A 22,672-nucleotide genomic window follows, 5' to 3' on the forward strand; every position below is an offset into this window, starting at 1 on the left:
TCGTCACGGTCTTGCTGCAATCTAGAACCACCTGTCGATATGGTTCGCCCATAGGCAACTCAATGGCCGTGCACCGGGGGGGCTTTCCACAACCCTCAGTGGGTCAATCAACAAGTTGCGAATTCGTTAGGTCACGCAAACGGAGGAGAGTGCCATGAGCAAGCGCGAACTGATCGATACTGGAACTGACAAACGCTACGTCCGTCGAGACGAGAAGGGCCAATTCAGCGAATCTGTCGATGTCGGTAAATCCCTTTCGGCAGATAAACGCCACGATGCGAAACACGAAGCAAAGCCTGGTGAAGGTGACAAGGGCGATCGCAAGTCGAAGTGATAGTCGCGACCTATAACGTCAATGGCGTAAACGGCCGCCTTGAGGTTTTGCTGAAATGGCTCGAAGAGGCTCAACCCGATGTAGCCATACTTCAGGAACTGAAAGCGCCTGATGCACGCTTTCCCGTGGGGGATATCGAAAGGGCTGGGTACGGCGCGGTTTGGCATGGTCAGAAATCTTGGAACGGAGTCCCGATACTCGCTCGAGGACAGACGCCGTTGTTGACACGCAAAGGGCTCCCAGGTGAACCAGAGGATGAACAGAGCCGCTATATTGAGGCTATAGTGGATGGCATCGTAATCGGCTGCCTCTATCTTCCGAACGGTAATCCATATCCTGGACCGAAGTTCGGTTACAAGCTGCGCTGGTTTCAGCGCTTGCATGATTATGCAGCGGGGCTCCTTGAACTTGAGGTACCCGTTATTCTCGCTGGCGACTACAACGTTATGCCGACCGAGCTCGACGTATACAAGCCAGACCGCTGGAAGAACGATGCGCTCTTCCGGATAGAAGTCAGGGATGCATATCGCAAGCTGGTCGCTCAAGGATGGACAGATGCCATCCGTGAACTTCACCCCCATGAAACAATTTACACCTTCTGGGATTACTTTCCGAACGCATTTGCAAGAAATGCTGGGCTCCGTCTGGATCATATTCTGGTCAGCCCCTATCTCGCCGAACGGTTAGTGGAGGCAGAAGTGGACAAGCATGTCCGCGGGTGGGACCACACGAGTGATCATGCTCCAGTCCGAATTGAACTTGCAGAAAAGCCCGTCAAAAGGAGAAAGAGATGACAGCGCAATGGCGAGATGAACTCCGGCTCAAACTCGAAGATTTGGTCGACAGGTTCGTTACGGAAGGTGTCGACCAAAAGGAAGTTCTCGGGGCGGTCAGCGAAGAGATAGGAAATCTGCAGAAAGCCTACCAGCAGGATCCAGATCCCGCTGAGGACGATAGCATGGTCAATGAACCAGCCAACGACTGGCCCGCTGCGACGTAACTATCTTATACGTCAACGAGGCATTTTACCAATGAGCCATTCGCTGTTGCCTCTCACGCCACATTCGCATCGTAGCTTGGGAAGCAACATAGTGATGACACACTGTTTTCCGTGTTTTCGGGCCATCTCCCAGCGGTCGACAGGCGCAACCCGGTCGCAGCTCTTGCAGTGGATCGCGAGCGTTTTCCATTCTGGCAACGAAGCACATTTCGAAGAACAGTTCGACAACCGTGGCGTACCGGGTTCTAACTTCGATCGTGCCAAAACGTTGGCGTCGATGGATCGGTTGACCGGGATAGCCAAGGCACTGCGTGCTACGCTAGTTGTGCAGCATGATGCCAATGATATCGCCAAGCTGCCGGCTTTTCCGAAAAGCGCCAAGTAGCGAGACCCACAATGACGGCCAGTTAACAAACTGGCCGTCCTATTAAAACTGCTTTGCCCGGTTGGTCCGATCCCGCAAGGCAGACTGCGTGCAGATGTCACCGCTACTCCGAGTATCGCAAAGTTTTGACCAAAAGAGCAAAGGCGGCCGTTGGTTGTCGTCTGCTCGGGTAATAAAGATGATAACCGGGGAAAGGCGGGCACCAATCCTCCAAGACACGGACCAGTCTGCCTGTGTCGAGGTAAGGCTGGATCTGGCCCTCCATCATGTAGACGAGGCCGAGGCCCAACAGCCCTGCCTCCAAGATCATGGTGCTAGTGGTGAATACGAACTGACCATCAACCCGAATGTTTAGTTCATCTCGTCCCTTCTGAAACTCCCAGATATACACTCCTCCATGGGTAGGAGTTCGAAGATTGATGCAGTTATGGTCGGTCAAGTCCCGTGGCGTACGCACCTTGCTTCGGTTCGCAAAATAGGACGGAGAGCCTGCTACAGCCATTCGGTGATCAGGACCGATCCGAACAGCGATCATATCTTTCGACACGATATCACCTGGTCGAACGCCTGCATCGAATCGTTCGGCAGCTATGTCAGTCAGCCCATACTCCGTCGCGATCTCTACCCGGATCTCGGGATAGTCTTGGGCGAAGCTCCTAAGCGCGGGCATCAGTACAGAGCTCGCAGCGTTTTCGGTGGCAGTAAGTCGAATAGTTCCCACGGGCTTCTCTCGCAGTTCTGCGACCGCGTTCAATTCCGTTTCGATGTCATCGAGCTTCGATGCGATACCCAGCAGTAGCCGCTCGCCCGCTTCCGTCGTGCCAACGCTACGGGTTGTGCGGATCAGCAGTCGAACGCCGAGTTTTGTCTCCAAACCTCGCATGACGTGGCTGAGCGCGGATTGCGATACGTTCAGCTTTGCCGCAGCACGAGTGAAGCTGTGTTCGCGCGCGATCGCGACAAACGCGGTCAATTCATCAATACTGGCCTTAGGCACTAATGAAAATCTCTCATGGCAGACCCTATTTCTTTTAACCTTATCACTAAATGCGAAATGCGCGAATAGTTCCAAAAGCCAAACCGAGGCTGATCGACGAAATTGGTACGAGGCTTCAGGACGACGCCCGTAGGGCCGGCAAACCAGCCCTCGTAGCCAAAAGTCAGTCCATCAGCAACCGGCATTGATGAGCATTGCTCATGGCTGCATGCCATTGACCTCCCCTAATCGCGGAATTGTCGAGATGCTAAATTGTTGGCAGCAATCTAACGATTAAGGAAGATCGAGATGAACATATCTCCAGCAGGAAGCCGACCATCCCAGAAAGGACCGGCTGAATACTTCATTGGCACCGCTCGCGTTGAGATGCTCTATACACCGACTGAACCGGCCCGCGCCTCCGCCGCGCTTGTGACGTTCGAGCCAGGTGCGCGTAACAACTGGCACACGCATCCATTTGGGCAAACGCTCATCGTCGTCTCAGGTTGTGGCTGGACCCAGTCAGAAGGTGAGGAGAAGGTGGAAATTCGCGTCGGCGACGTGATCTGGTGCCCGCCCGGTGAAAAGCACTGGCACGGAGCCACCGCGACCACCGCAATGTCGCATATCGCTATCACCGAGGCCTTGGACGGCCAAAGTGCGACATGGCTCGACCCAGTGACCAACGGACAATACGTAGCCGGGTGAGCCCGCAGCTAGCAGCTTTGTCCGTCAGCATGTCGTTCCCTCAAAATCAAAGTTTCGGCATGCAACGCCAACTCAATCTTGATGCAAGCGAAGGAGGAAATCATGAAAGCCCTCATCACGACTGCCGTTTCGGTCGCACTGCTGATCGTCAACCCGGCGGTCGCGCAAAATATACAGCACTCGCCCAGCGGTGATAGAAAGACCGCTATTGCCCCTAAAGAAAACTTCACCGGCCACGCGGCGGTAACCACGCTGTTTTCCCCAAGCAAGTTCAGCAATGCCGGTGGTGCAAACGTGGAGTTCGCGCCAAGAGCCCGCAGTGCCTGGCACACACATCCTGCTGGTCAGACGCTCGTCATCACGTCTGGAATTGGTTGGGTGCAGGAAGACGGAGCCACGAAACGCGAAGTTCGGCCAGGCGATGTCGTATTCATCCCACCCAATGTTCGCCATTGGCACGGCGCGACTGATTCAACATCCATGACGCACGTTGCCATTACGCCTACCGATGGAACATCATTCGCCACTTGGCTGGAGCACGTGTCAGACGCTCAGTACGTCGCGAACTGAGATGGGAGGCATCATGAAAACCATAACCGCTCTTGCACTGATCGCCTTTGGCATCACACCGGCACTCGCACAGGAGACTACCATGTTTCAAACAACGGCTCCGGCCCTCGACAATTATGACAAGGCCATCGTTAAGGGAGAACTGTGGCAGCGTCCGCAGCTTTCGCCACGAGATCGTAGCATTGTGACCGTCGCCGCCTTGATTGCCCGCAACCAGCCGACCGTCTTATCCGACCAAGTGGAGCTGGCGCTTGACAACGGCGTCAAGCCTTCCGAGATTTCAGAAATTCTTACCCATCTCGCTTTCTATGCGGGGTGGGGTAACGCGCAGGCTGCTGCTCCAGAGATTGCCAAGGCGTTTACCGCCCGCAACATCGACATCAGCAGCCTTCCGGCCGCAAAGGTCGAGTTGAACCCCGTTAATCCTGAAACGGAAGCTGTGCGGACCAAGGCTGTCGAAAATCTGACAGGGTCAGCTTCTCCAGGGCTGGAGCATTTCACGACCAACCCCCTGTTCTTGGATCTATGGCTTCGACCCGATCTTAAACCACGCGACCGCAGCCTTGTGACTGTCACATCGCTGATTTCGCTGGGGCAAAGCATGCAGATACCCTACCACCTCAATCGGGCGATGGATAACGGCCTCACGGCGGAAGAGGCGGGTGAAGTCGTCACGCACCTCGCCTTCTACGCAGGCTGGCCGAACGCGTTCTCGGCAGCCCCGGTTGTCCGAGATACGGTTAAGGCGCGTCCGTAAGTAATTTGGATGAGGACCACGCTTGCGTTCTTCTGATCGTGAGCGTGGTCAATTTTGTAAATTCACTGCGCATAGGATGACCTACCTATCATTCCACTCAGGGATGGTTGCCATACGGTTTCGCTGCGACGACGCTATGGCTGCTAATGGCGGATACTGTTGAAAAAGTCCTCGACCTCATTCCGAGGTGGAGCGTTTTGAAATCGATTTGCGACGGCGGCATTTTTTGGCGACGGGTTAAGCCAATTTCGTCTGAGGTCGAGCAAGATACAGGAATTTCATTCCTGCAGTTTTCCCGCTTAAACGGGTTGAGCCAGCCCTTTTTCAACAGTATCGGCGCGAAGCGGCCAAATACGAGCTGTCCCAGATGAACTGAAGACTGTTTGGGACGGTAACAAGGCCATGCAAACCAAGGCTTTCCGGCACTAATCACAAGGTTCAGTTGGGACAGCGGAGCGAAGGCTTAGAGTGTCATTTCGCCCTCAGCCTGAACCGACCCTAATTAGTCCCGATTCACAAATTCAGCCGGATAACCGCGCGCCATAGCAGAGAAATTCGGATCGCCCTCCGTATGGACATCCAGCACCGCGTCGGCGCCGAGCGCACTTGTCGCGTACAGGTCGAAAGCAGACCATTCCGGCTTGGCACCGAGCGAGGCAACGTAGGTAGCAACAACGGCTTTGGCGGCCATATAGGCGCTTGTCGTGACGGATAGCGGCACTGCGACCTCAATGATACGTGGGCGGCCGATACCCTGCACCAGCTCGATATGAGCTTTATCTTCCAGCCAGAAATAGACCCCCTCACCGCCCCAATGTTGAAGCAGCAGCTCAACCCCGCCATCTTTGATGTCAAAGGGGTGCGACACCATCCAGAACTTGCCAGAACGGGCATTCGCCTGCGCATAGAAGGGGCTTTTTTCATAAATCGCATCGGCTATCTCAGCTTTGATGGTACCTGCCGCTACCTGCGCATCGAGCCTGCGGCGAATGCCAGCCAAGTCTGACATATAGATGCCATTCGCCTTGAGAAGCTCTACTTCCGCGTCCGTCAGACGCGTGTAGTGCCAGGCGCGGATCGTACGTTGCGCCATCACTGGCATGATGATCTGTTCGAGGATGTGCATCCGGTCAGACGCAAAGGGATTGTCTTTCAGGGGCACCCACCCGTCGGTCGCTTGTTGATCCTCGTAGTTTTCACGGTTGGTCAGTTCATAGTTACGCAGCACTTCGGCGTGGGCTTGTAGAAGCGCCAAAAGCTCTTCGTCAAAGGTTGTGAGGTTCCAAACATCAATAGGGGTGGTCAACGGCTTTGCCTTTCTTGAGGTTGTCATTAGCTCGGCTTTTAATATCCGCTGCGCCATCGTACTTTTTCGCCCTCATTTACTGTCACACGACCAAGGCTATTCCCCGGAAAAGTGAAGGGTAGGCTTTCACCTGCCCCGCATTAACTTATGGCAAGCGATTATCAATCCAGTTGTAGGCGTAACCACAAGCCACGGCGACAGGAATGGCTAAGAGTGGATGGACACCTAGAAGTAATACCCCAACAAGGTAGGTGCTGGCAGCTGTGATGTAGGGCGCGAAGTCGTAGAAGAGTTGAGTTTTCAAAGTAGTCTCCTGAGTTGTGCGGTTGAATTGACCGCACCCTCATTGTCGGCCGTTCGGATGCAAGCCACAAATCAGGAGAAATCCGGCGATGGAAATCATCGCGGTAACATTCCCATTCGCCATTCACTGTTTCCTTTAGCTCCGCACTGGCAACGTAGTTTGGGCAACAACATAGTGATGACGCATTGTTTTCCGTGCTTTCGCGCCATCTCCCAGCGGTTGACAGGCGCAACCTGGTCGCAGCTCTTGCAATAGATCGCGAGAGTTTTCCATTCTGGCAACGAGGCGAATGTATACTCAGGATCATCAAGAATGTCGGGATATTGGTCCGTTCTTTCCGTGCCCTTCGACGGCTTCAATGGACTTGGCGGATCAGGCGCGAGTTCGCATGTCATGCGGTTTCGACCATTCATATGAGTTAAGTATTTGCTGGGGCGCTCACGGATCGCAGCCTTGTAGGCAGCGATAGAGACTGCAAAGCTTGATGATGATGAAATAATTTCGATGATCGAGCCGCCTGCGTCGGGCGGATCGTCCCATACTTCAACGCGGAAAGTGTGGCTGGTTTCCATGACCGACTAAGCCCGCACGACCGGCAGATCAGCAAGCCGCGTCGTATATCTGGGCGACCTCATACTTGCCTTCGTTTCGAAAGATCGTCTGAACCCTTCACTTGCGAGAATTAGTGTCTTCTTGCCCCACTTGTCGTTGACGGCATCCAGTGCGGCCGACAATTTCACGGACTTGGCTTGCTCATGTGCAAACAGGTCTACCGGGGCCAGCTCCTCTGGCACCAGGTCATCGAGCATCACGCCAGCCTTCGTATACGCAAACCCGTTGTTCTCTTGGTTTCCCTTCCATGCCTTTTCGGTACAACGGAGGGCTGTCTGCACCAGCGCCATGGTCGTATTTGACGGAGGGGATAACTTGGCGGTTCTGGATGAGCTATCCCGGGCGGATCCGTTGTGCGGGTTTGTGTGGAAGAAAACCGTCATATGAGCAGCAACGAGGCCATGACTACGCAGCTTTTCGGCCGCCCTTGTTGCATGTGCAGTGATAGCCTGCTGAAGGACAGCCAGAGATGTCATCGGAGATCCTGCAGAACGGGTCACAGCCATCCCCTTGCGGGTCGGCTCGACGTCCTGAAGCTCCATGCAAGGTATTCCGCGAAGTTCCGCGACAGTGCGCTAAAGCACAGCGGTTCCGATCTGCCGAGCTAGAGGCAACGGCATATCGCGAAGTTGGGCGACAGTGTTAATCCCCAAGCCTCGGAGTTTTTCAGTCGTTCTTGATCCTACATGCATTTTGTTTCACACTCCTCTCTTCGCACTGTGCCTGTTGCCTCGGGACCGACCAGGACCCCGGACCGCGCTGCCCAGCCTACCCCATCACCTATCGAGGGTTCTTCCCAACGAGCCATTCGCTGTTGCCTCTCACGCCACATTCGCATCGTAGCTTGGGAAGCAGCATCGTGATGACACACTGTTTTCGGTGTTTTCGGGCCATCTCCCAGCGGTTGACAGGCGCAACCCGGTCGCAGCTCTTGCAGTGGATCGCGAGCGTTTTCCATTCTGGCAACGAGGCAAATGTGTACTCGGGATCATGGTTTTACCAGCTCCCCCGACTGTGAAGTTACCGGCACAGATTACCGGAACATCTACTGATGGACGGTTCTCGCGCCGCATCGTTTTACCAGAGATCCTGCCGTAAACCTATGAAAGTGGTTTAAGTGCATATGCCCGCCAGCCCGGGTTTCTCCACCAGAAGGGCGAAGCGTTCGAAATCAATTTGCTTCTGCTGCGATTTCTACTAACCTGAAACGTAGATTTCCAACAGCGTTAAGCGATCTACGATCTGAAATTCTAACTGCGCGGCTGGACTTCGTTCGTTGCATTCATGCGCTACCCTTTCGTTGAATAAGATCCCCTGACCTGCGCTTTGGCTATGCGCCTACAGTACACGCCCCGATGCCTAGTATTCGAATAGATTCAACGATGCAGAGGCGGGCCATATCGCGCACGGCCTGCTCCTATGAATCGTTGCAAAATTTCACTATTCTACCCCCGACGGGGGGCGACAAGCCCTGTCAAAAATGTATGGTGAAGTATAGTGGCTACACTGTTTGATAACGCGCTTGATGAAAATCGGCTTCTACGTCCTGAATTCCTTCAGGCCTTTGGGTTCAAAGCTCAGATATTGCCTGATGTTCTCGACAAGGCCGCGTTCCTTGGCCTGGCGAGGATTGCTGGAATTTCTGGAGGGTCTGTCTTTATCTATCATGCCGAGTTCGGCAAGCAGCCGGAGAAAACCACCAGTATCGATCCGGTTCGCGCATGGGACAGTCTTTTTCAAGTTTTCCATGAGGACGTCATTCTGGAATTCTCACCAAGTCCGCTTTTTGTCTGGCTGCCCGCTGGCGAGCGCTTTCACGTCGTATTTGGGAGCAAGGAAATGATCGCCCAACTCGACAGTATGCGGGATCAGGCCGGCTCGTTTTCCGCATTCGTCGACGCGTCGCGCTCGACCGAGAAAGGCAAGAAATTCCTGCTCGAAGCCTATGAGCGATACACGATCTGATGTTGCCCGTTCCAGCGTGCATTGGGTCATTCACGTCGAATAACCGCCTGCGTCGAAGTAACGCCGGAGCAGCCAGATCAACGGAGCGGAAGATGACAGCAGCGTACCAATTCCGGACAACCTTTCCGGCGGCGATACTGTCGATAGGTTTGGCGATCAATGTTGCATCAGCACAATCAGGCAACGACCAGGGCCGCGACTGGGCAATCAGCGGAACTGAACTGCTCAAGGCGCTCGAAGGAAAGTCCGATGATGGCGCTCTGCACAGTGAGGCTGATCGTATCATGTCAGGCGCGCGCGGTAGTGCTTATATAGCTGGGGTGGCTGATGCCACCAGCGGGACGGGGTGGTGTGGGGCAGGATCGGTTCTCCCCCATGAGCTTACAGACCGCGTATACACGCATCTTCGAAGCGTCACGCCAGAGCGTCTTAAAGGGAGAGGATCGACATTGGTGATTGAGACGCTGGCTACTATTTATCCCTGCCCTGCGAATTAGAGAGGCGTTATCTAGTTATGTTATTGGAGATCTTGATTTTTTCAGCAGCGTTTTTGGCGGTCATTCTTCTGGCGGCTCACCAAATTGTCGCGCAGATCAAGGAATACCGATTTTATAAGAGTAACGGCGGTGACTTTTCCGTCGATAGCGGCGCGGACAATGTTAAGCTTGATGAGCGTGTTTATATCAATGCTCTCGGCCTCACGAATTGGCAGCGCTTCTATCTATTTCGTCCGTTTTACATAATACTGCTTATAGCCTTCGCCAGCATGATGATATTCTCTCTGTTCTGAATGGTATGATAATAGTCCCATCGTGACAGCCTTCATTCAGCATTCGTGATGTCGCGGCGCTTGCTTAACCACTGGCGTGCAGTTCCCACAGCAGATCCGGTCGCAATTTAAGATCTTCGAGTTTTGTATCAACTCAGCAAACAGACCACTTCCACTCCTCACGAACAATTATCAAATGTAGTAGTCACTGGTGCAGTCAGTCGGCACGACTGAAGAAAGTAGGGCGCGCCCGCATGCGATAAATCGCGCGGCGCACATTCTCCTGTTTGTCTGGTTTCCCCCCTGCATTCGGATCGTTCCGGCGATCATGGGGCAAGCGCGCTGTGCGCTGTCACTCCGTCAAAAAAAGGCTTTCACCCTTCGGCCGAACCTTCCGTTTTTTGTTGCCTCCATGCCCCCTGTGACGCCGGACCAATCCGCCAGTGGGCTGGCTTCATCCTCCCCCCTTTGCCCGGGAATACATACCTATTCCCAATCAAATTTGAGAGGGAGCGCCAACGGGGAAAATAGGAGTCTTTTGTGAGGCCTCAGCCTTCTTTGAAATATGTTGTGGTCGAACATGCAGGTTATCAGGGTGAGCAGGATGTCTTCAGCCACCCTGATTTTAGGGTCGCGGCGAAGTGGCTACGGATCGCTATACCGATTTTGAGGTCAAGAACATGCACATCGACATAGCCTGTGATCTGCCAAATGGCGATCGTACCTATGAAATCTAGTCCGACACCCGAAATGGTCCGCTACTCGCTGGCCTGGAGAAATCCCCATGCACAGCCACCGGGACCACGTGTTTTGCATGCGGCACTCGTTACGCGGGGCGAAAAGTGCCCTCAAGAAATCCTCGATCTTTGGTCGCCGGGTTGTGGTTATGCGGTGACGTGGGAACTGGTGACGCAGCGGCCTATTCGGCGCTGGAGCAAGGAAGCAAGAGGAAGGGTGCGTCGTAAGAACCTTGAACGACGCGTGACGGTCAAGTTTCCCCTGTTCGCGGTCGTGTTCATCGCGCAGGAGCTTGAAAAGTCTCCGCAATATTATGAAGGCGATTGACTAACCCGCCTCCTACGTCCCGCCGGGACGCAAAGTTTAAGCTGTGGGATCAGATCGACAAGATGAAAGAGCTTTGTTCGTCCGTTCCTGCGCCTGTGTCGCTTGTGTCCCTCACGACCAACGACCTACAAACGCAGGATTATGCCGTTGAAAAAACGGCAAATTGGCCTACTTTCGCAATCCATTATTGTATATACGGATATCCTACACTATATATCCCTATCGACAAATTCAGGAGTGATTGGCATGGCCCAACTCTACATAAAAGATGAAAGTGTGAACGATCTGGCCGTCGAAGTCATGAAAATCACGAAGGCCCCGAACAAAACCGAGGCTGTGCGCCGAGCGCTTCAGCATGAACTTGATCGCGCAAAGGAAACGGTGCCTTTGAGAGAGAGGATCAAGGAAATTCAGGATCGGGTACGCAGCCGACTTGGCCCTAATCCAAAATCAGAGCCTTTCGATATGAAGGCGTTCTTAGATGAGCAGTGGGAAATCTAATGTACCTGGACGCATCCGCTATCGTAGCTATTCTGGCCGAAGAAGAAGACGCGGGATATTACATCGCCAAGTTGGAGGACAGCAAACGTCAGATTTTCTGCTCACCCCTGACTGTCTATGAAGCCGTAATAAGCCTGGCTCGCAACGAGGCGACCAAGACTGTCGGCGCCCAGTCGCCTATTCCCCAACAGTGTATCGATGACGCACAGGTCGACGTCGCCTCTTTGCTCGAAACCCTCAACGTCAAAGAGATGAGCATGAACGCGTCGATCCACGTCAAGTCGATCGCAGCGGCGAGAGAGTATGGCAAGGTTGTCGCCAGTCCTGCACGGCTGAACATGGGCGATTGCTTCGTTTACGCGATGGCAAAGGAATATCGTTTGCCGCTGCTGTTCAAAGGTGATGACTTTACGAAAACCGATATCGAGCAGGCATAAAGCGAGATAGGGCTGGCGGTATTAATTGCTTCCCAACTACACCGCTCTCCAAATTTGCGTATCGCTGTAAAGTTCAATTGGTTAGGGAACCAACAACGGACCAATGACTTGTGACCACATACAGTTTTGTGGTTTGGGGTTATCACTATGAAGATTATTCTAGCTCTCACAGTCTATAGCGTCGTCAGCATGACCGCGTTAACAAGCTACGCACAGACGAGCAATGACGCTGCCGTGCAAGCCTGCCAGTCCACAGGGCTCATTGCGCTCAAACAGAGAGCGCCCGAGATAACAGACCTTGTTTTCGATATGGAAACGCTCGCAGTTAGCGCGGCCGACACGAAAGTTGAAGACGTTGCTGTGAAGACTGTAATTATGGGCGATGCATACATCGCTCGCGGTGGTCAGACTGGTAAGCCGGACCGCTTTGTTTGCCTTATTGGAGATAAGGGCAAGGTGCTTCTTACTTTCTTTACCGCGCAGTAGTCCCTTCGAGAGGGGGTGCAAACCCGTTGATCTAGGTCGGGATGATGATGTGCAGCAACTTGCCCGGTTCGTTGCTTCAGCCCACCTTGGCTCTCATGTTACTCTTGCGGGCGGTCAGATCACAATACGCCGATTACTGCGGGGGTTTGGTTTCCTGGACCAGTGCCAAACTCGACTATCGCGTCGTTCTGCGCATCCGCAACTTGCCATCGAGACGGCTTTATCTGTTCAATCCGCTACCAACGCACAAGGATTTACGCCGTCTGGTCAGCGGCAAGATCCGCGAAGAACTGATTATCGCAAACTGGCCTGTTATCGGTCGCGAGCCAAGTGCCGACTGTCGAGTTTTGCTTCAACTTTCGTAGTGGTGTCTTTAAATACATACATGTTCTTAGCCGCAAATTCTGGACTGAAAATTTCGTCAAGCAAATTCAAAACACGGTGCACTCCTACGTTTGTGCAGGTGTAGTAGACAATTTGAGATTTACGGCGTGTGCTGACCAAACCGTCCGACCTCAGTTTTGCCAGGTGCTGGGATACAGCAGACTGGCTTATGGTCATTTTTGAACAAAGCTCACCAACAGACACTTCTCGTTTAGTCATGAGCGAGAGCATTTCGAGCCGCGTAGCGTTTGAAAGATTGGTCAGCAACCGGGCTTTTGATGCATTTGAGTACATTCTACCAAGCTCCTAAATTAGGCGTTAGATGCCATAGGGGAAAGCCCAAGAATTGTCTGAAACAGCAGCTTATGTTTTTCGGCTGTCTGCGCACGCAAGGGTGAACCTTCCCCTCAGAGGTAAGGACCATCTCAGGTTCGCAAACCAAAGCACGCTCAGATCGTAACCGTACGGCCTTAATCGAACACAGGCCCTTGGGTACCGATCACTTCGGAACAAACTGCAACTGATTGAGTTCACCTACAGAGCGCGGGCCGTGTCAACCGGACGCGACAGGGATGGTGAACATCGCGGTTTTTCCGGTTTCTCGCGATGGCCAACGAAACGGCAGACGAGCGACCCACCTATCCGGCTTCGCACTCGATACTATACAAAGTGGCCGACCTTGCAAGGTTGTACGGAAGGAAAAGGACATCAATCTTCAGCGTAGACTCTGAAGGTGCTGATGGGTTTGGAAATGTTCTTTACCCGTTGAAATCCCGCATCCTCAAACTTTAGCTTTCGGTGCTTTCTGACATGATCTCTCACTGATCGTGAAACGCATATTCCACCAGGCTCTGAAATGCTTTCCAACCGCGCCGCTATGTTCACCGTGTCGCCAAAAATATCCCCATTGTCGATAATCACGTCGCCAACATTCATCCCGATTCTGAACCGAAGCTGATCATTTTCTGATCTGTCGATGTTTTGAATTCCCAAATGCTTTTGGATTTCAATAGCGCAATCGATTGCTGACAGGGCACTCGAAAAAGCCGCTACGATGCTGTCTCCGGCAGTCGTGATGATGACGCCACTGTAGTCCTCAATGATCGCATCAATGCCGTGTCTGGCCGACTTGAGCCGATTGAGTGTGTCTGCTTCGTCAATTTCCATCATTCTGCTGTAGCCGACCAAGTCCGCCGCCATGACGGCCATCAGGCGTCGATCGGCGTGCCCCAGAAGCTCATCTCTCGTCTTCTCGGCCGCTTTTGCGCGCGTGACCGTCGCGCGCACCACAAGGATACTCAAGCCCCCTGCGAGAGTTGCGAATAGTACGAGCAGGATTTGCATTCGCCTCTTTCCGAGAGCGACCGCTTCCAGCCGCGTGGCTAACTGCGCGACACCATCTTCTTTCATTTGGAGGATGACAGCCCGTATGCCATCCATCAGGATTTTACCCTGACCGGACCTCATGAGTGCAATCGATGCTGCCTCGTCCAAGCGACGAAGCTCGACGCTTTGCTGGAGCTCAGATTTCTTCTGCGCAACGAGACTTCGGAGCGCTGCGATATTTGATGTCTGCACAGGGGTGCTATCTACCTCTGCGAGTTTGTCGATGATGTTGTCCAACGACGCCATAGCGACGTTGTAAGGATTTAAATAGAGTTCATCACCCGTAAGAAGATACCCTCGTTGCCCTATCTCCGCGTCTTGAATGGATGACATCAGATCAGCGACACCGTTCTGGTATGCAACGGTTACTCGGAAAGCCTGATCTGCCTCCGAGTCTTCTGAGGCTATCCAAACCGATAGGAATATTGCGACGCAAAGAACAAGCCCAACGACTGTGGCAGTGATGGGCATCGCTCCGCTTGCAAGCTTCCCAGAAATCCTTGAATCAATGACAGAAGCGCGACGCATGTGTGTGATCCTGCTGCTAATAGCTTTGCCGATTCGTCAGCGGATTCTCGCCTTTATCTGACAGATTAAAGAACGTTTGACTCTGAACTTCGTTCAGAAAGTTTCAATTTGGGGATATTGCCCTGTCCATTGTCGAAATGCTTGGTTCCGCTGGAGGGAGAAACCGCCATCCGAAGCTATCAGCGCGTCTAAGAGCCAGGTCGAAATTGCCGACGCTTCATTACATGTTTGCTTTCAGGAGACCTTTTCCGAGATTGCCAAACCACCATCAACGACCTTTCCCCCAGGCGAGCTTCCACGATCGCCCGAGTTGTTTGGAACAAGGGAGGACCGTTTCGTTCTCGATCGGAACGAAACGGGTGCGTGACGGTTGATTCGCTGTCAAGCGTCACTCGGAGTATCTCGTGTGGCCGCGCATCGAGCACAGTGGAAAGGCTTCTTGAAGGTTGGTGAAGTGAGTTGTGGGATCGCGCTCTACACAGCGGCGTCACCACATTGAACTATGACTACCAGGTTCAGTCTTCGAAGAAAGCATTCGAGGAAATGCCGAAGATTAAGCTTGAGGCCGAAATGTTTGATCTCGCCCGACATATCATCTCAACCAAGAAAGGCACATTCGATCCGGCGACATTCGATGATCGCTACGAAGCTGCCCTCACTGAACTCGTTGAAGCGAAGGTCTCCTGTAAGGCGCTTCCCAGGCGAAAGGCCGTCGAGGTTTCAAAACCGAATGACCTGCTGGAAGCGCTTCGTCAAAGTGCTGTCATGTCGAAAGGTGGTGAAGCGAAACCGAAACGCGCTGCGGCCAACGCCAACAGGACAACGGCTAGAAAACCCGCAGCCCGAGGGGCCGCTAAAAGTTCGTCATCGTCCTCGGCACGCAGAAAGGCTGGTTGATCATGCCTAGACCTTATTGGCGCGGTTATCTTAAACTCCGCTTTGTGACCTGCCCTGTTACGGTGTCACCGGCTACGTCGGAGAGTGACAAGGTTCGCTTTCACACTTTAAACTCCGAAACCGGCAACCGTGTCATTTCCCAGTACATCGACTCCGTGACGGGTAGGTGGGTGAAAGAGGGCGACGATGTTCGCGGTTACGCGCGGGGAGAAGACGACTACGTCATCCTTACGGACGATGATCTCGATGCTGTCGAGCTCGACACGGTGAAAACCATCGACGTTGAGAAGTTCGTACCAGCCGATAGCATCGAATGGGTTTATCTCGAAAAACCGCATTATCTGATGCCTGAAAGCTCAGTTGGCAACGAGGCATTCGCCGTTATCCGCGATGCCATGAAATCTGACTAAGTCGTTGGTGTTTCGAAACCCGTCAGGAGCCGCCGTGAGCGAGCCGTGGTGCAGGAACCTCGCGACGATGGCATCGTACTCTGGACTCTTCGTTTCGGTGATGAGGTCAGGCCTGAGAAAGAATACTTCGAGAATATCGAGGACGATTCTGACCCTGAACTAATCCCACTGATGCAGCAACTCATCAAGCAAAAAACCGAGAAGTGGTCGCGTGAGATGGTGAGCGACCCTGTTCAGGAAACGCTGCTGCAACTGATTGCGACGAAAAAGAAATCACTGAAACCAAGGAACGGCGGTCGAAAAGGGAGTGCCCCCGCGGAACCTAACAACGTCGTCAACATTATGGATGCACTGAAGAAGTCGTTGGCCAAAGAGCTTAACGGCGGAAGAAAGGCTGGCTGATATGCATTTGACTGAAACACACATTGAACACTCAAATGATGGCTGGAAGATCGAATTCATTGGAGATGATGGCGATGAAGTGATCGTCAAAGTCGCTGGTGACAACGATCTTGACGAGATCAATGTTGTCGAGCGGGCTCGCGCCGTGATGGTGCAATTAACTGCATTTGGTACTCGCGGCGGTGGAGAAAGCGTAAATTCCTATGATGCTCTCAGTAACGGTAATTTTGATGATGACGACAGTGTCGTGGAGACGCACCACTGACCGCCCCTCACCTTCACTCGTGTTTTGGATTTCGTGCAGGGTCGCCAATGGGCGGCCCTTTTTCCAAACGGGCGCCAAACCTTATTGTCGTTTTACGCTTCCAATTGACTGACGCCATCCACCGTTGATGCATCTTTTTCATGAGGTTGCGAGTTAGTGAGGTATCGCTAACGAAGGAGAATACCATGAGCAAGCGCGAACTGATTGATACGGGAACCGACAAGCGTTACGTCCGCCGAGATGAGGACGGCCGCTTCAAAGAATCCGTTGATGTGGGCAGGTCTCTCTCAGCAGACAAGCGGCATGACGCCAAACACGATGCAAAACCGGGGGAAGGAGACAAGGGCGACCGCAAGTCGAAGTGATAGTCGCGACCTACAATGTCAATGGCGTAAACGGCCGCCTTGAGGTTTTGCTGAAATGGCTCGAAGAGGCGCAGCCCGATATTGCCATACTTCAGGAACTGAAAGCACCTGACATCCGGTTTCCCGAAGACGCAATCGGAAAGGCTGGGTACGGCGCGGTTTGGCATGGTCAGAAATCGTGGAACGGTGTCGCGATACTCGCTAGAGGACAGATGCCATTACTCACCCGTAAGGGGCTACCTGGGGAACCAGAGGATGAACAGAGCCGCTACATTGAGGCTATAGTAGATGGCATCGTAATCGGCGGTCTCTATCTTCCGAACGGTAATCCATATCCTGGCCCGAAGTTCGAATACAAACTCCGCTGGTTTCAACGTTTGCGGAATTATGCGGCGGGGCTTCTCGAACTCGAGGTACCCGTCATTCTCGCCGGCGACTACAATGTTATGCCGACCGAGCTCGACGTATATAAGCCAGAAAGATGGAAGAACGATGCACTCTTCCGCATTGAGGTCAGAGATGCATTTCGCGAGCTCATCGCTCAAGGATGGACGGATGCCATCCGTGAACTTCATCCCGATGAAACAATTTACACTTTCTGGGATTACTTCCGGAATGCCTATGCCAGAAATGCCGGGCTCCGTCTGGATCATTTCCTTCTCAGCCCCGATCTTGCCGAACGGTTAGTGGCGGCAGAAGTGGACAAGCATGTCCGCGGGTGGGACCACACGAGTGATCATGCTCCTGTCCGAATTAAACTTGCAGAAAAGCCCATCAAAAGGAGAAAGAGATGACAGCGCAATGGCGAGATGAACTCCGGCTCAAACTCGAAGATTTGGTCGACAGGTTCGTTACGGATGGCGTCGACCAAAAGGAAGTTCTCAAGGCGGTCAGCGAAGAGATAGGAAATCTGCATAAAGCCTACCAGCAGGATCCAGATCCCGCGGACGACGATAGCCTGGTCGATGAACCAGCCAACGACTGGCCCGCTGCGACCTAGCTATCTTTTACGTCAACGAGGCATTTTACCAATCAGCCATTCGCTGTTGCCTCTCACGCCACATTCGCATCGTAGCTTGGGAAGCAACATAGTGATGACACACTGTTTTCCGTGTTTTCGGGCCATCTCCCAGCGGTTGACAGGCGCAACCCGGTCGCAACTTTTGCAGTGGATCGCGAGCGTTTTCCATTCTGGCAACGAGGCGAATGTGTATTCGGGGTCATCAAGACCGTCGGGATAGTGGTCCGTTCTTTCCTTGCACTCCGACGGCCTCAATGACTCCGGTAGATCTGGCGCGACTTCGCATGTCATGTGACGGCATTCGTGAGGTACGCTTCATGTCTGCCCAACTGCAATGCGGAGACTGGATCAATCTGCCCCGCATCGGTATTTCCGGCTTAACCGATATCGAAACCGAAGTGCGGGTGACACGGGCGGTGGCGAGGCTCTTTCTACAACGCTCGCCAACCCATGTGAACGACTTTGCTGGCTTTGCCACAATCACCTAACGTTGAGCAATCTTCGATTTACGCATTGAGACATTGGTGGGCAAGACATCGAGGATGAGACGATAAGTCGTGCCCTGTCCCCTAAAGGCCCGTTGCTTGTGTAAATATCTTCCAGCGATCCATCAGACCTTTCAATGCGTAATAAGAGCGAATGTCTTTTAGCAGAGAATGCCATCATGACTGCTGCCAGAAATTTGATTTTCATACTCGGTGATCAGCTTACGCTGGAAATGTCGAGCCTCGATGGTGCTGATCCCACACAGGATATAATCCTGATGTGCGAGGTAATGGGCGCTGGACGACCCAGAACCGGACCGTACCAACAAAATGTTCCGGATCTACGCAGCGCTGCGACCGAGCCCGTAAAAGTCGCTGGACCCGATCCATCATAAACGACATGAACGCCCTCTCCTCCAGTGATACGGATGACTTCGTCGGCGAAATTGCTTCCATCATCGACAACGACATAGTCCGCACCGGCGGCACGTGCGGCATCGACCTTGGAGGCCTTGGAGACGCGTCCGATGACTGTCCCCCCTCGCAGCTTGATAATCCGGGTGAGTAACTGACCGAGCCCGCCGGCTGCGGCATGAACCAGCGCAATGTCGCCAGGCTGGATAGGATAGAAATCGGTGGCGAAGTGGCTGGCGGTCAGCCCCTGCATCATGATTGCTGCGGCTTGCTGATCGTCTATTTCGTCAGGCACGGGGACAAGTGCGTCGGCGGAGATTGCAACGCGCTCGGCATAACTGCCCGGTCCATAGGCCTAGGCGACACGTTGGCCAATCACAAAATCACACGTACCCCCACCGATCTCGATAACACGGCCTGCCCCCTCGACGCCCAGTGTGTGCGGGAACTGGATATCGTGCCCAATAATCCCGCGGCGCACGCCGATGTCCGAGAAATTGACACCGGCAGCCGCAACCTCAACGACCACTTGGCCAGGGCCTGCTACAGGCTCTGGCAGGTCGACCATTTCCATCACTTCGGTACCGCCAGGGCGGATCGCTACGATAGCTTTCATCAGGCAACTCCTTGAGGTATTCCTTCGAAGGGAGATCAGTATCTACTTAGCACACCGGGCGCACGTGGTATGCCCCGTGTCCGATGATGCCACGAGGCTGCCACACCTCCCTGCAATGCGTCAGGGTAGCCGTCCGAAAACAAAGGTTGCAATCGGCGTCACGCTCAATTCGACTTCGACATATCCTCGCGCTTCCATCATCGTTTTGATTTCAAGAGGGTCGGTGATTTCACCTCCGCTTCGGAGCGTTCTTAGATTTGCCATGAGCGCCAGAAATGGATCTGCTGGCTGGGTATATATCCCCGCGACGAGATAGGCATTGTGAACCGAAGCGCGTACAATCCTGTCAAACGCTGCCTCGACGATCGGACGTTTCAGAAACATCGTCGGCAACCAGACTAGCGAATACCTGTCCTGCTCGTCTAATGCACAGACATCAAGATTGCGCGCACTCACGCGGTCCGAGTAACCGCTTTCGGCGATGTTTTTCCGGGCTAGTTCCAGTGCCGGCTCCCAGATGTCGATCCCTTCAACCTTGATTTCAGGGCAGGATCTGGCTGCCTCGAGGGCGATGCCTGCGACCCCGGTGCCAACATCCAGAAATGTGCCGCTAAACGTTTCACGCATTGCTGGATACATTTCGGCAATTGATTTCATCCTTATGAAGGCGCTTTTGGACGAACGACCCATAGCCTGCATTGCCGCCGCATCCGTAATTTCCCAGTTCGAACCTCGGTCCGGATTGCGAAAAAGTTCGCCAGCCTCGCTCAGCGCCATTTCGACCATCGTCAGGGCCACGGATGCCTCCTCTTCATTGGCTTCATCCAAACCGTCACCCAAGGCCATCCGCGCACCAAGTTCGATCTGCTCACGAATTGCCGACATGACTGAAGCGTCGGATCTCAGTCTGATTGAGGCGCCAACAAGCGACAGCATTCTCGCAGACTTCGCGAGCTCTTGGATCTTCGGCATAAACGTATCGGACATCTCTTTTACCTCACGTTGCTTCTCCGGCTCGGAGAATGCGTCTTGCACGACGTAAGCCCCACTCGAGGCGACCAGCAGCACTGTTTCATCCTCCAGACGGCGTTGGGTCTCTTGTGACGGTTCTTGCTGCGTGGTGGCACCGCTGCGCTTGCGGGCGGTCTTGAGCGAGAGAGTTCCCGGACTCAGAATTTCGGCCGGGGGGACATGACAGAATAGACATTTTCAAACGGTGGAGGACCAACCATCACCGAGCCGCCATTCTTGGCCATTTCCGCGATTTCGGCCAGATTGCCGCCGTCACTGAAACCGATCAATCTGAAAGTTTCCTCCATTTCGCCTGGAGTGAAGATAATCAGAACCCTCACCAGCGCGTCGGAGAGATTAGCCCAGCTGTGGGGAGTGCCCCTCTTTACAGTTACGGAATCGCCAGGTGTTAGCGTCACGCTCTCGTTACCATTCACCATCTGAAACGTGCCCTCTAGAACGATGAAGTGTTCTTCCTCGTTGGCATGAGTGTGAACCGGCACAGCGTTACGTGGCTCGACAGTCATTTCGATGATGGTGCAGAAACCGCCCGTGTCCTCGACGGACGCACGGACTGTAAAGTTTTCTCCGGGGGTGACCTCCCACCACTCATTGAGAGGAGTTCTGGTTCTGGGCGTAGCATTGATGTTCATGCGGATTGACCTCTGTGTAGATTATGCCTGCGTATCAGGAGACCCTGTTTGCAGACCCCGCATTGCTCACTGGTTACAGTCACCGCACCACAGGTTGCAATTGTAACATGGGCATGCACAGGAGTAGAGGGAACCCGTATTATATGCGCCTTCGGCGCAAAACTCCCAGTGGTAACGATCTTTGGCAACTCGACGAGATCGTCATCACAATTGTTGGACGGAAACACTGGCCATGGCGGGGCGGCGATCAAGATGGGTATGTGCTAGACGAGATCGTCCATAACTGCCGCACCACTTAAGCTGCTAGGACATCGGTGACGCACCTACTGAAAAAAGCAGGGTATCGTACTGGAAGCGGATGATCACTGACACGTTGCGCTCTTATCGAGCAGCCCGGCGACAGTTCATGACGCACTTCGAACTCCGATCCCGATGGCTTTGAACAACCGGGTCGAGCATTATCATGTGCCTCTGCTAAAACGTGAGCGGATCATGGAAGGCTCCCAGTCACCGGAAGGCCATTTCCAGAGTTTTTACTGAACTGGTCCGATCGAACATGTCCGATTGCTCTGTGTATGCGCTGGCAACGGAATATCATTTGCCGCTGCGGCTAAAGGTCAATGACTTTACCGAGACTTTACCGAAAACGATATTGAGCAGGCATAGCTCGCTCGTTAGGACCTAATCGGCGCCAAAAATATTCCCCTAGTCTTGAACGATGTCGCGTCCATCCCAATATCATTTTCGCTTCTAGATCTGGTTGTTTAGATTGGAGGTATGAAATGGACAGCCAAGACGTGTTATTTCGTTCACCTGTTCGTGTCCGTCTGCAGTGCGGGCTCGAAAGAACATTTCTAAGTGTCTATGACGCGCTGGACTATCTTGAAAATGAGTGGCCCCTGCGGCGCGGCGAACGCTATAAGAAAGCGGTAGACAAGTGTCGCGCAGCACTCTCCTGGTTCGCGCCAGTCGAGGTTGCCCGCGAGGCTTTTATTTCCGCATGCCTTGAGGCTGGCATGCCGCTGGTAATGACCGCCCCCCGAGGCATAGGAGATACCAGTATCCGGGCAAGCGCCTGACCCAAAATGGCCCCGCCGGATGGCGGGGCTTTATTGTTTTGGCAGGCATGCGGGAGAAACGCCCCTCGCCCCAAACAGGCCACATGCTGTAATATCGCGCCTACCCAAAGTTTTCATCTCGCGCACAAGGACGGCAATGGATGTTGTGGTCCATTATGGCCAAAGGGGGATGCGGTTCAGCAAAGCAGAGCTGCCGGAAGCGGCAATGTTTAATGCCAGGATTGAGGCTCTCGTGCCATTCTCGTAATAGGTTTCCCACAACTCTGGCACATCCGTGGGATGCTGAGATGGGACAAGCTGGCAAACATCGTCTGTTTCGAGTGAAATTCCGCTATTTCACGCACTTGGTCAATGACGTTAGCATCTACGAAATATGCCACAGCGTTTCTTTCGAAAACATTCTCTGCATATCGATGCATAAAAGAATCCAGCTTTTGGTACACCCTCCTGGCAAGGGATAGAAATGAGGGCGCTCGACCCGCTTACGGGGAGCGCCCTCGCCATCCCGTCAACAGCACAAGCGCGACCGTCGATCGCTGCAGGCTGAGTTTGTTCGGGAGGTTATCCTTAGATGAGGATGT

29 protein-coding genes and 4 pseudogenes are annotated in these 22,672 nt (G+C 53.4%); 22 read left to right on the forward strand and 11 right to left on the reverse strand.

Going from position 1 to position 22,672, the window contains the following annotated elements:
- Window positions 1-154 precede the first annotated feature (154 nt).
- The 4 genes from HGO37_RS19525 (at window position 155) to HGO37_RS19540 (ending at window position 1,719) form a co-directional block, all read left to right on the forward strand.
- Complete coding sequence (locus tag HGO37_RS19525; protein ID WP_250984783.1) at window positions 155-334, forward strand: hypothetical protein; 180 nt, start codon at window positions 155-157, stop codon at window positions 332-334.
- Window positions 331-1,128, forward strand: coding sequence for an exodeoxyribonuclease III (gene xth, locus HGO37_RS19530; RefSeq protein ID WP_250984784.1), 798 nt, complete (start codon window positions 331-333; stop codon window positions 1,126-1,128). The genes HGO37_RS19525 and xth (HGO37_RS19530) overlap by 4 nt, the downstream gene beginning before the upstream one ends.
- Window positions 1,125-1,334: a hypothetical protein gene (locus HGO37_RS19535; RefSeq protein ID WP_250984785.1), complete on the forward strand. Its 210-nt coding sequence runs from the start codon at window positions 1,125-1,127 to the stop codon at window positions 1,332-1,334. Before xth (HGO37_RS19530) ends, HGO37_RS19535 begins: the two co-directional genes overlap by 4 nt.
- 163 nt (window positions 1,335-1,497) lie before the next feature.
- Window positions 1,498-1,719, forward strand: coding sequence for a hypothetical protein (locus tag HGO37_RS19540; RefSeq protein ID WP_250984786.1), 222 nt, complete (start codon window positions 1,498-1,500; stop codon window positions 1,717-1,719).
- A 103-nt stretch (window positions 1,720-1,822) separates the two neighbouring features.
- On the opposite strand, the gene HGO37_RS19545 is transcribed toward HGO37_RS19540, so the two are convergent.
- On the reverse strand, window positions 1,823-2,716 hold the full coding sequence (locus tag HGO37_RS19545) for a LysR family transcriptional regulator (protein WP_250984787.1): 894 nt from the start codon (window positions 2,714-2,716) through the stop codon (window positions 1,823-1,825).
- Window positions 2,717-3,004: 288 nt separating this feature from the next.
- On the opposite strand from HGO37_RS19545, the gene HGO37_RS19550 reads away from it, so the two are divergent.
- From HGO37_RS19550 to HGO37_RS19560, 3 genes are all read left to right on the forward strand, one after another.
- The gene (locus HGO37_RS19550; RefSeq protein WP_250984788.1) at window positions 3,005-3,403 is read left to right on the forward strand and encodes a (R)-mandelonitrile lyase; all 399 of its coding nucleotides are present in this window, start codon (window positions 3,005-3,007) and stop codon (window positions 3,401-3,403) included.
- A gap of 102 nt (window positions 3,404-3,505) precedes the next feature.
- Window positions 3,506-3,973: a (R)-mandelonitrile lyase gene (locus HGO37_RS19555; protein ID WP_250984789.1), complete on the forward strand. Its 468-nt coding sequence runs from the start codon at window positions 3,506-3,508 to the stop codon at window positions 3,971-3,973.
- A gap of 13 nt (window positions 3,974-3,986) precedes the next feature.
- Complete coding sequence (locus HGO37_RS19560) at window positions 3,987-4,730, forward strand: carboxymuconolactone decarboxylase family protein (RefSeq protein ID WP_250984790.1); 744 nt, start codon at window positions 3,987-3,989, stop codon at window positions 4,728-4,730.
- 502 nt (window positions 4,731-5,232) lie between these two features.
- On the opposite strand, the gene HGO37_RS19565 is transcribed toward HGO37_RS19560, so the two are convergent.
- The 5 genes and pseudogenes from HGO37_RS19565 to HGO37_RS19585 form a co-directional block, all read right to left on the reverse strand.
- Window positions 5,233-6,093, reverse strand: coding sequence for a hypothetical protein (locus HGO37_RS19565; RefSeq protein ID WP_250984791.1), 861 nt, complete (start codon window positions 6,091-6,093; stop codon window positions 5,233-5,235).
- Window positions 6,094-6,181: 88 nt separating this feature from the next.
- Window positions 6,182-6,340, reverse strand: coding sequence for a hypothetical protein (locus HGO37_RS19570; protein WP_250984792.1), 159 nt, complete (start codon window positions 6,338-6,340; stop codon window positions 6,182-6,184).
- A gap of 95 nt (window positions 6,341-6,435) precedes the next feature.
- A complete protein-coding gene (locus HGO37_RS19575) occupies window positions 6,436-6,912 on the reverse strand; it encodes a hypothetical protein (RefSeq protein WP_250984793.1) in 477 nt (158 codons plus the stop codon).
- A 6-nt stretch (window positions 6,913-6,918) separates the two neighbouring features.
- Window positions 6,919-7,494, reverse strand: a complete 576-nt coding sequence (locus tag HGO37_RS19580) for a DinB/UmuC family translesion DNA polymerase (RefSeq protein ID WP_250984794.1) — start codon at window positions 7,492-7,494, stop codon at window positions 6,919-6,921.
- 450 nt (window positions 7,495-7,944) lie between these two features.
- Window positions 7,945-8,127, reverse strand: a pseudogene (locus HGO37_RS19585) (tetraacyldisaccharide 4'-kinase); the annotation flags it as partial.
- Between the two features lie 322 nt (window positions 8,128-8,449).
- Between HGO37_RS19585 and HGO37_RS19590 the strand changes: the two are divergent.
- The 7 genes from HGO37_RS19590 (at window position 8,450) to HGO37_RS19620 (ending at window position 12,175) form a co-directional block, all read left to right on the forward strand.
- Complete coding sequence (locus HGO37_RS19590) at window positions 8,450-8,917, forward strand: hypothetical protein (RefSeq protein ID WP_250984795.1); 468 nt, start codon at window positions 8,450-8,452, stop codon at window positions 8,915-8,917.
- 92 nt (window positions 8,918-9,009) lie between these two features.
- Window positions 9,010-9,414 carry a Rap1a/Tai family immunity protein gene (locus HGO37_RS19595; protein WP_250984796.1) on the forward strand — a complete coding sequence of 135 codons (405 nt, stop codon included), beginning with the start codon at window positions 9,010-9,012 and terminating at the stop codon, window positions 9,412-9,414.
- Between the two features lie 17 nt (window positions 9,415-9,431).
- Window positions 9,432-9,707, forward strand: a complete 276-nt coding sequence (locus HGO37_RS19600) for a hypothetical protein (protein WP_250984797.1) — start codon at window positions 9,432-9,434, stop codon at window positions 9,705-9,707.
- A 705-nt stretch (window positions 9,708-10,412) separates the two neighbouring features.
- Window positions 10,413-10,751 (forward strand): theronine dehydrogenase, encoded by a 339-nt coding sequence (locus HGO37_RS19605; protein ID WP_250984798.1) that lies wholly within the window; start codon window positions 10,413-10,415, stop codon window positions 10,749-10,751.
- A gap of 246 nt (window positions 10,752-10,997) precedes the next feature.
- The gene (locus HGO37_RS19610) at window positions 10,998-11,252 is read left to right on the forward strand and encodes a type II toxin-antitoxin system VapB family antitoxin (RefSeq protein ID WP_250984799.1); all 255 of its coding nucleotides are present in this window, start codon (window positions 10,998-11,000) and stop codon (window positions 11,250-11,252) included.
- A complete protein-coding gene (locus tag HGO37_RS19615; RefSeq protein ID WP_250984800.1) occupies window positions 11,252-11,689 on the forward strand; it encodes a type II toxin-antitoxin system VapC family toxin in 438 nt (145 codons plus the stop codon). The genes HGO37_RS19610 and HGO37_RS19615 overlap by 1 nt, the downstream gene beginning before the upstream one ends.
- A gap of 147 nt (window positions 11,690-11,836) precedes the next feature.
- The gene (locus tag HGO37_RS19620) at window positions 11,837-12,175 is read left to right on the forward strand and encodes a hypothetical protein (RefSeq protein WP_250984801.1); all 339 of its coding nucleotides are present in this window, start codon (window positions 11,837-11,839) and stop codon (window positions 12,173-12,175) included.
- A 312-nt stretch (window positions 12,176-12,487) separates the two neighbouring features.
- Here the strand turns inward: HGO37_RS19620 and HGO37_RS19630 are convergent, their stop codons facing one another.
- On the reverse strand, window positions 12,488-12,853 hold the full coding sequence (locus HGO37_RS19630) for an ArsR/SmtB family transcription factor (protein ID WP_250984802.1): 366 nt from the start codon (window positions 12,851-12,853) through the stop codon (window positions 12,488-12,490).
- A gap of 414 nt (window positions 12,854-13,267) precedes the next feature.
- Window positions 13,268-14,473, reverse strand: coding sequence for a CHASE3 domain-containing protein (locus HGO37_RS19635; RefSeq protein ID WP_250984803.1), 1,206 nt, complete (start codon window positions 14,471-14,473; stop codon window positions 13,268-13,270).
- Between the two features lie 489 nt (window positions 14,474-14,962).
- Between HGO37_RS19635 and HGO37_RS19640 the strand changes: the two are divergent.
- From HGO37_RS19640 to HGO37_RS19670, 7 genes and pseudogenes are all read left to right on the forward strand, one after another.
- Window positions 14,963-15,370 (forward strand): annotated as a pseudogene (locus HGO37_RS19640) (non-homologous end joining protein Ku); the annotation flags it as partial.
- A pseudogene (gene ku, locus HGO37_RS19645) lies at window positions 15,370-16,182 on the forward strand (non-homologous end joining protein Ku). The pseudogenes HGO37_RS19640 and ku, both read left to right, overlap by 1 nt.
- 1 nt (window position 16,183) lies before the next feature.
- Window positions 16,184-16,447 carry a hypothetical protein gene (locus HGO37_RS19650; protein WP_250984804.1) on the forward strand — a complete coding sequence of 88 codons (264 nt, stop codon included), beginning with the start codon at window positions 16,184-16,186 and terminating at the stop codon, window positions 16,445-16,447.
- Window positions 16,448-16,632: 185 nt separating this feature from the next.
- Complete coding sequence (locus HGO37_RS19655) at window positions 16,633-16,812, forward strand: hypothetical protein (RefSeq protein ID WP_250984805.1); 180 nt, start codon at window positions 16,633-16,635, stop codon at window positions 16,810-16,812.
- Window positions 16,809-17,606 carry an exodeoxyribonuclease III gene (gene xth / locus HGO37_RS19660; RefSeq protein WP_250984806.1) on the forward strand — a complete coding sequence of 266 codons (798 nt, stop codon included), beginning with the start codon at window positions 16,809-16,811 and terminating at the stop codon, window positions 17,604-17,606. Before HGO37_RS19655 ends, xth (HGO37_RS19660) begins: the two co-directional genes overlap by 4 nt.
- The gene (locus tag HGO37_RS19665) at window positions 17,603-17,812 is read left to right on the forward strand and encodes a hypothetical protein (protein ID WP_250984807.1); all 210 of its coding nucleotides are present in this window, start codon (window positions 17,603-17,605) and stop codon (window positions 17,810-17,812) included. Before xth (HGO37_RS19660) ends, HGO37_RS19665 begins: the two co-directional genes overlap by 4 nt.
- Before the next feature lie 275 nt (window positions 17,813-18,087).
- A complete protein-coding gene (locus tag HGO37_RS19670) occupies window positions 18,088-18,321 on the forward strand; it encodes a hypothetical protein (RefSeq protein WP_250984808.1) in 234 nt (77 codons plus the stop codon).
- 286 nt (window positions 18,322-18,607) lie between these two features.
- Here HGO37_RS19670 and HGO37_RS19675 read toward each other — a convergent pair.
- The 3 genes and pseudogenes from HGO37_RS19675 to HGO37_RS19685 all read right to left on the reverse strand — a co-directional run.
- Window positions 18,608-19,348 (reverse strand): annotated as a pseudogene (locus tag HGO37_RS19675) (zinc-binding dehydrogenase); the annotation flags it as partial.
- 120 nt (window positions 19,349-19,468) lie between these two features.
- On the reverse strand, window positions 19,469-20,416 hold the full coding sequence (locus tag HGO37_RS19680; protein WP_250984809.1) for a methyltransferase domain-containing protein: 948 nt from the start codon (window positions 20,414-20,416) through the stop codon (window positions 19,469-19,471).
- Between the two features lie 101 nt (window positions 20,417-20,517).
- Window positions 20,518-21,012 (reverse strand): cupin domain-containing protein, encoded by a 495-nt coding sequence (locus HGO37_RS19685; protein WP_250984810.1) that lies wholly within the window; start codon window positions 21,010-21,012, stop codon window positions 20,518-20,520.
- Window positions 21,013-21,794: 782 nt separating this feature from the next.
- Here HGO37_RS19685 and HGO37_RS19695 point away from each other — a divergent pair.
- Window positions 21,795-22,091, forward strand: a complete 297-nt coding sequence (locus HGO37_RS19695) for a DUF982 domain-containing protein (protein ID WP_250984811.1) — start codon at window positions 21,795-21,797, stop codon at window positions 22,089-22,091.
- Window positions 22,092-22,672 lie beyond the last annotated feature (581 nt).

It is taken from the genome of Rhizobium sp. CG4 (genome assembly GCF_023701965.1).
GTDB lineage: Bacteria > Pseudomonadota > Alphaproteobacteria > Rhizobiales > Rhizobiaceae > Agrobacterium.

Excerpts from the sequence above, each read along its gene's own strand:
- HGO37_RS19535 (WP_250984785.1), top strand. The coding sequence starts at position 1,125 with ATGACAGCGCAATGGCGAGATGAACTCCGGCTCAAACTCGAAGATTTG.
- HGO37_RS19665 (WP_250984807.1), top strand. The coding sequence starts at position 17,603 with ATGACAGCGCAATGGCGAGATGAACTCCGGCTCAAACTCGAAGATTTG.
- HGO37_RS19610 (WP_250984799.1), top strand. The coding sequence starts at position 10,998 with ATGGCCCAACTCTACATAAAAGATGAAAGTGTGAACGATCTGGCCGTC.
- HGO37_RS19605 (WP_250984798.1), top strand. The coding sequence starts at position 10,413 with ATGAAATCTAGTCCGACACCCGAAATGGTCCGCTACTCGCTGGCCTGG.
- HGO37_RS19650 (WP_250984804.1), top strand. The coding sequence starts at position 16,184 with ATGCATTTGACTGAAACACACATTGAACACTCAAATGATGGCTGGAAG.
- HGO37_RS19600 (WP_250984797.1), top strand. The coding sequence starts at position 9,432 with ATGTTATTGGAGATCTTGATTTTTTCAGCAGCGTTTTTGGCGGTCATT.
- HGO37_RS19615 (WP_250984800.1), top strand. The coding sequence starts at position 11,252 with ATGTACCTGGACGCATCCGCTATCGTAGCTATTCTGGCCGAAGAAGAA.
- HGO37_RS19685 (WP_250984810.1), bottom strand. The coding sequence starts at position 21,012 with ATGAACATCAATGCTACGCCCAGAACCAGAACTCCTCTCAATGAGTGG.
- HGO37_RS19575 (WP_250984793.1), bottom strand. The coding sequence starts at position 6,912 with ATGGAAACCAGCCACACTTTCCGCGTTGAAGTATGGGACGATCCGCCC.
- HGO37_RS19560 (WP_250984790.1), top strand. The coding sequence starts at position 3,987 with ATGAAAACCATAACCGCTCTTGCACTGATCGCCTTTGGCATCACACCG.
- HGO37_RS19565 (WP_250984791.1), bottom strand. The coding sequence starts at position 6,093 with ATGGCGCAGCGGATATTAAAAGCCGAGCTAATGACAACCTCAAGAAAG.
- HGO37_RS19630 (WP_250984802.1), bottom strand. The coding sequence starts at position 12,853 with ATGTACTCAAATGCATCAAAAGCCCGGTTGCTGACCAATCTTTCAAAC.
- HGO37_RS19635 (WP_250984803.1), bottom strand. The coding sequence starts at position 14,473 with ATGCGTCGCGCTTCTGTCATTGATTCAAGGATTTCTGGGAAGCTTGCA.
- HGO37_RS19525 (WP_250984783.1), top strand. The coding sequence starts at position 155 with ATGAGCAAGCGCGAACTGATCGATACTGGAACTGACAAACGCTACGTC.
- HGO37_RS19655 (WP_250984805.1), top strand. The coding sequence starts at position 16,633 with ATGAGCAAGCGCGAACTGATTGATACGGGAACCGACAAGCGTTACGTC.
- HGO37_RS19695 (WP_250984811.1), top strand. The coding sequence starts at position 21,795 with ATGGACAGCCAAGACGTGTTATTTCGTTCACCTGTTCGTGTCCGTCTG.
- HGO37_RS19580 (WP_250984794.1), bottom strand. The coding sequence starts at position 7,494 with ATGGAGCTTCAGGACGTCGAGCCGACCCGCAAGGGGATGGCTGTGACC.
- HGO37_RS19670 (WP_250984808.1), top strand. The coding sequence starts at position 18,088 with ATGACTCCGGTAGATCTGGCGCGACTTCGCATGTCATGTGACGGCATT.
- HGO37_RS19550 (WP_250984788.1), top strand. The coding sequence starts at position 3,005 with ATGAACATATCTCCAGCAGGAAGCCGACCATCCCAGAAAGGACCGGCT.
- HGO37_RS19620 (WP_250984801.1), top strand. The coding sequence starts at position 11,837 with ATGAAGATTATTCTAGCTCTCACAGTCTATAGCGTCGTCAGCATGACC.
- HGO37_RS19555 (WP_250984789.1), top strand. The coding sequence starts at position 3,506 with ATGAAAGCCCTCATCACGACTGCCGTTTCGGTCGCACTGCTGATCGTC.
- HGO37_RS19595 (WP_250984796.1), top strand. The coding sequence starts at position 9,010 with ATGACAGCAGCGTACCAATTCCGGACAACCTTTCCGGCGGCGATACTG.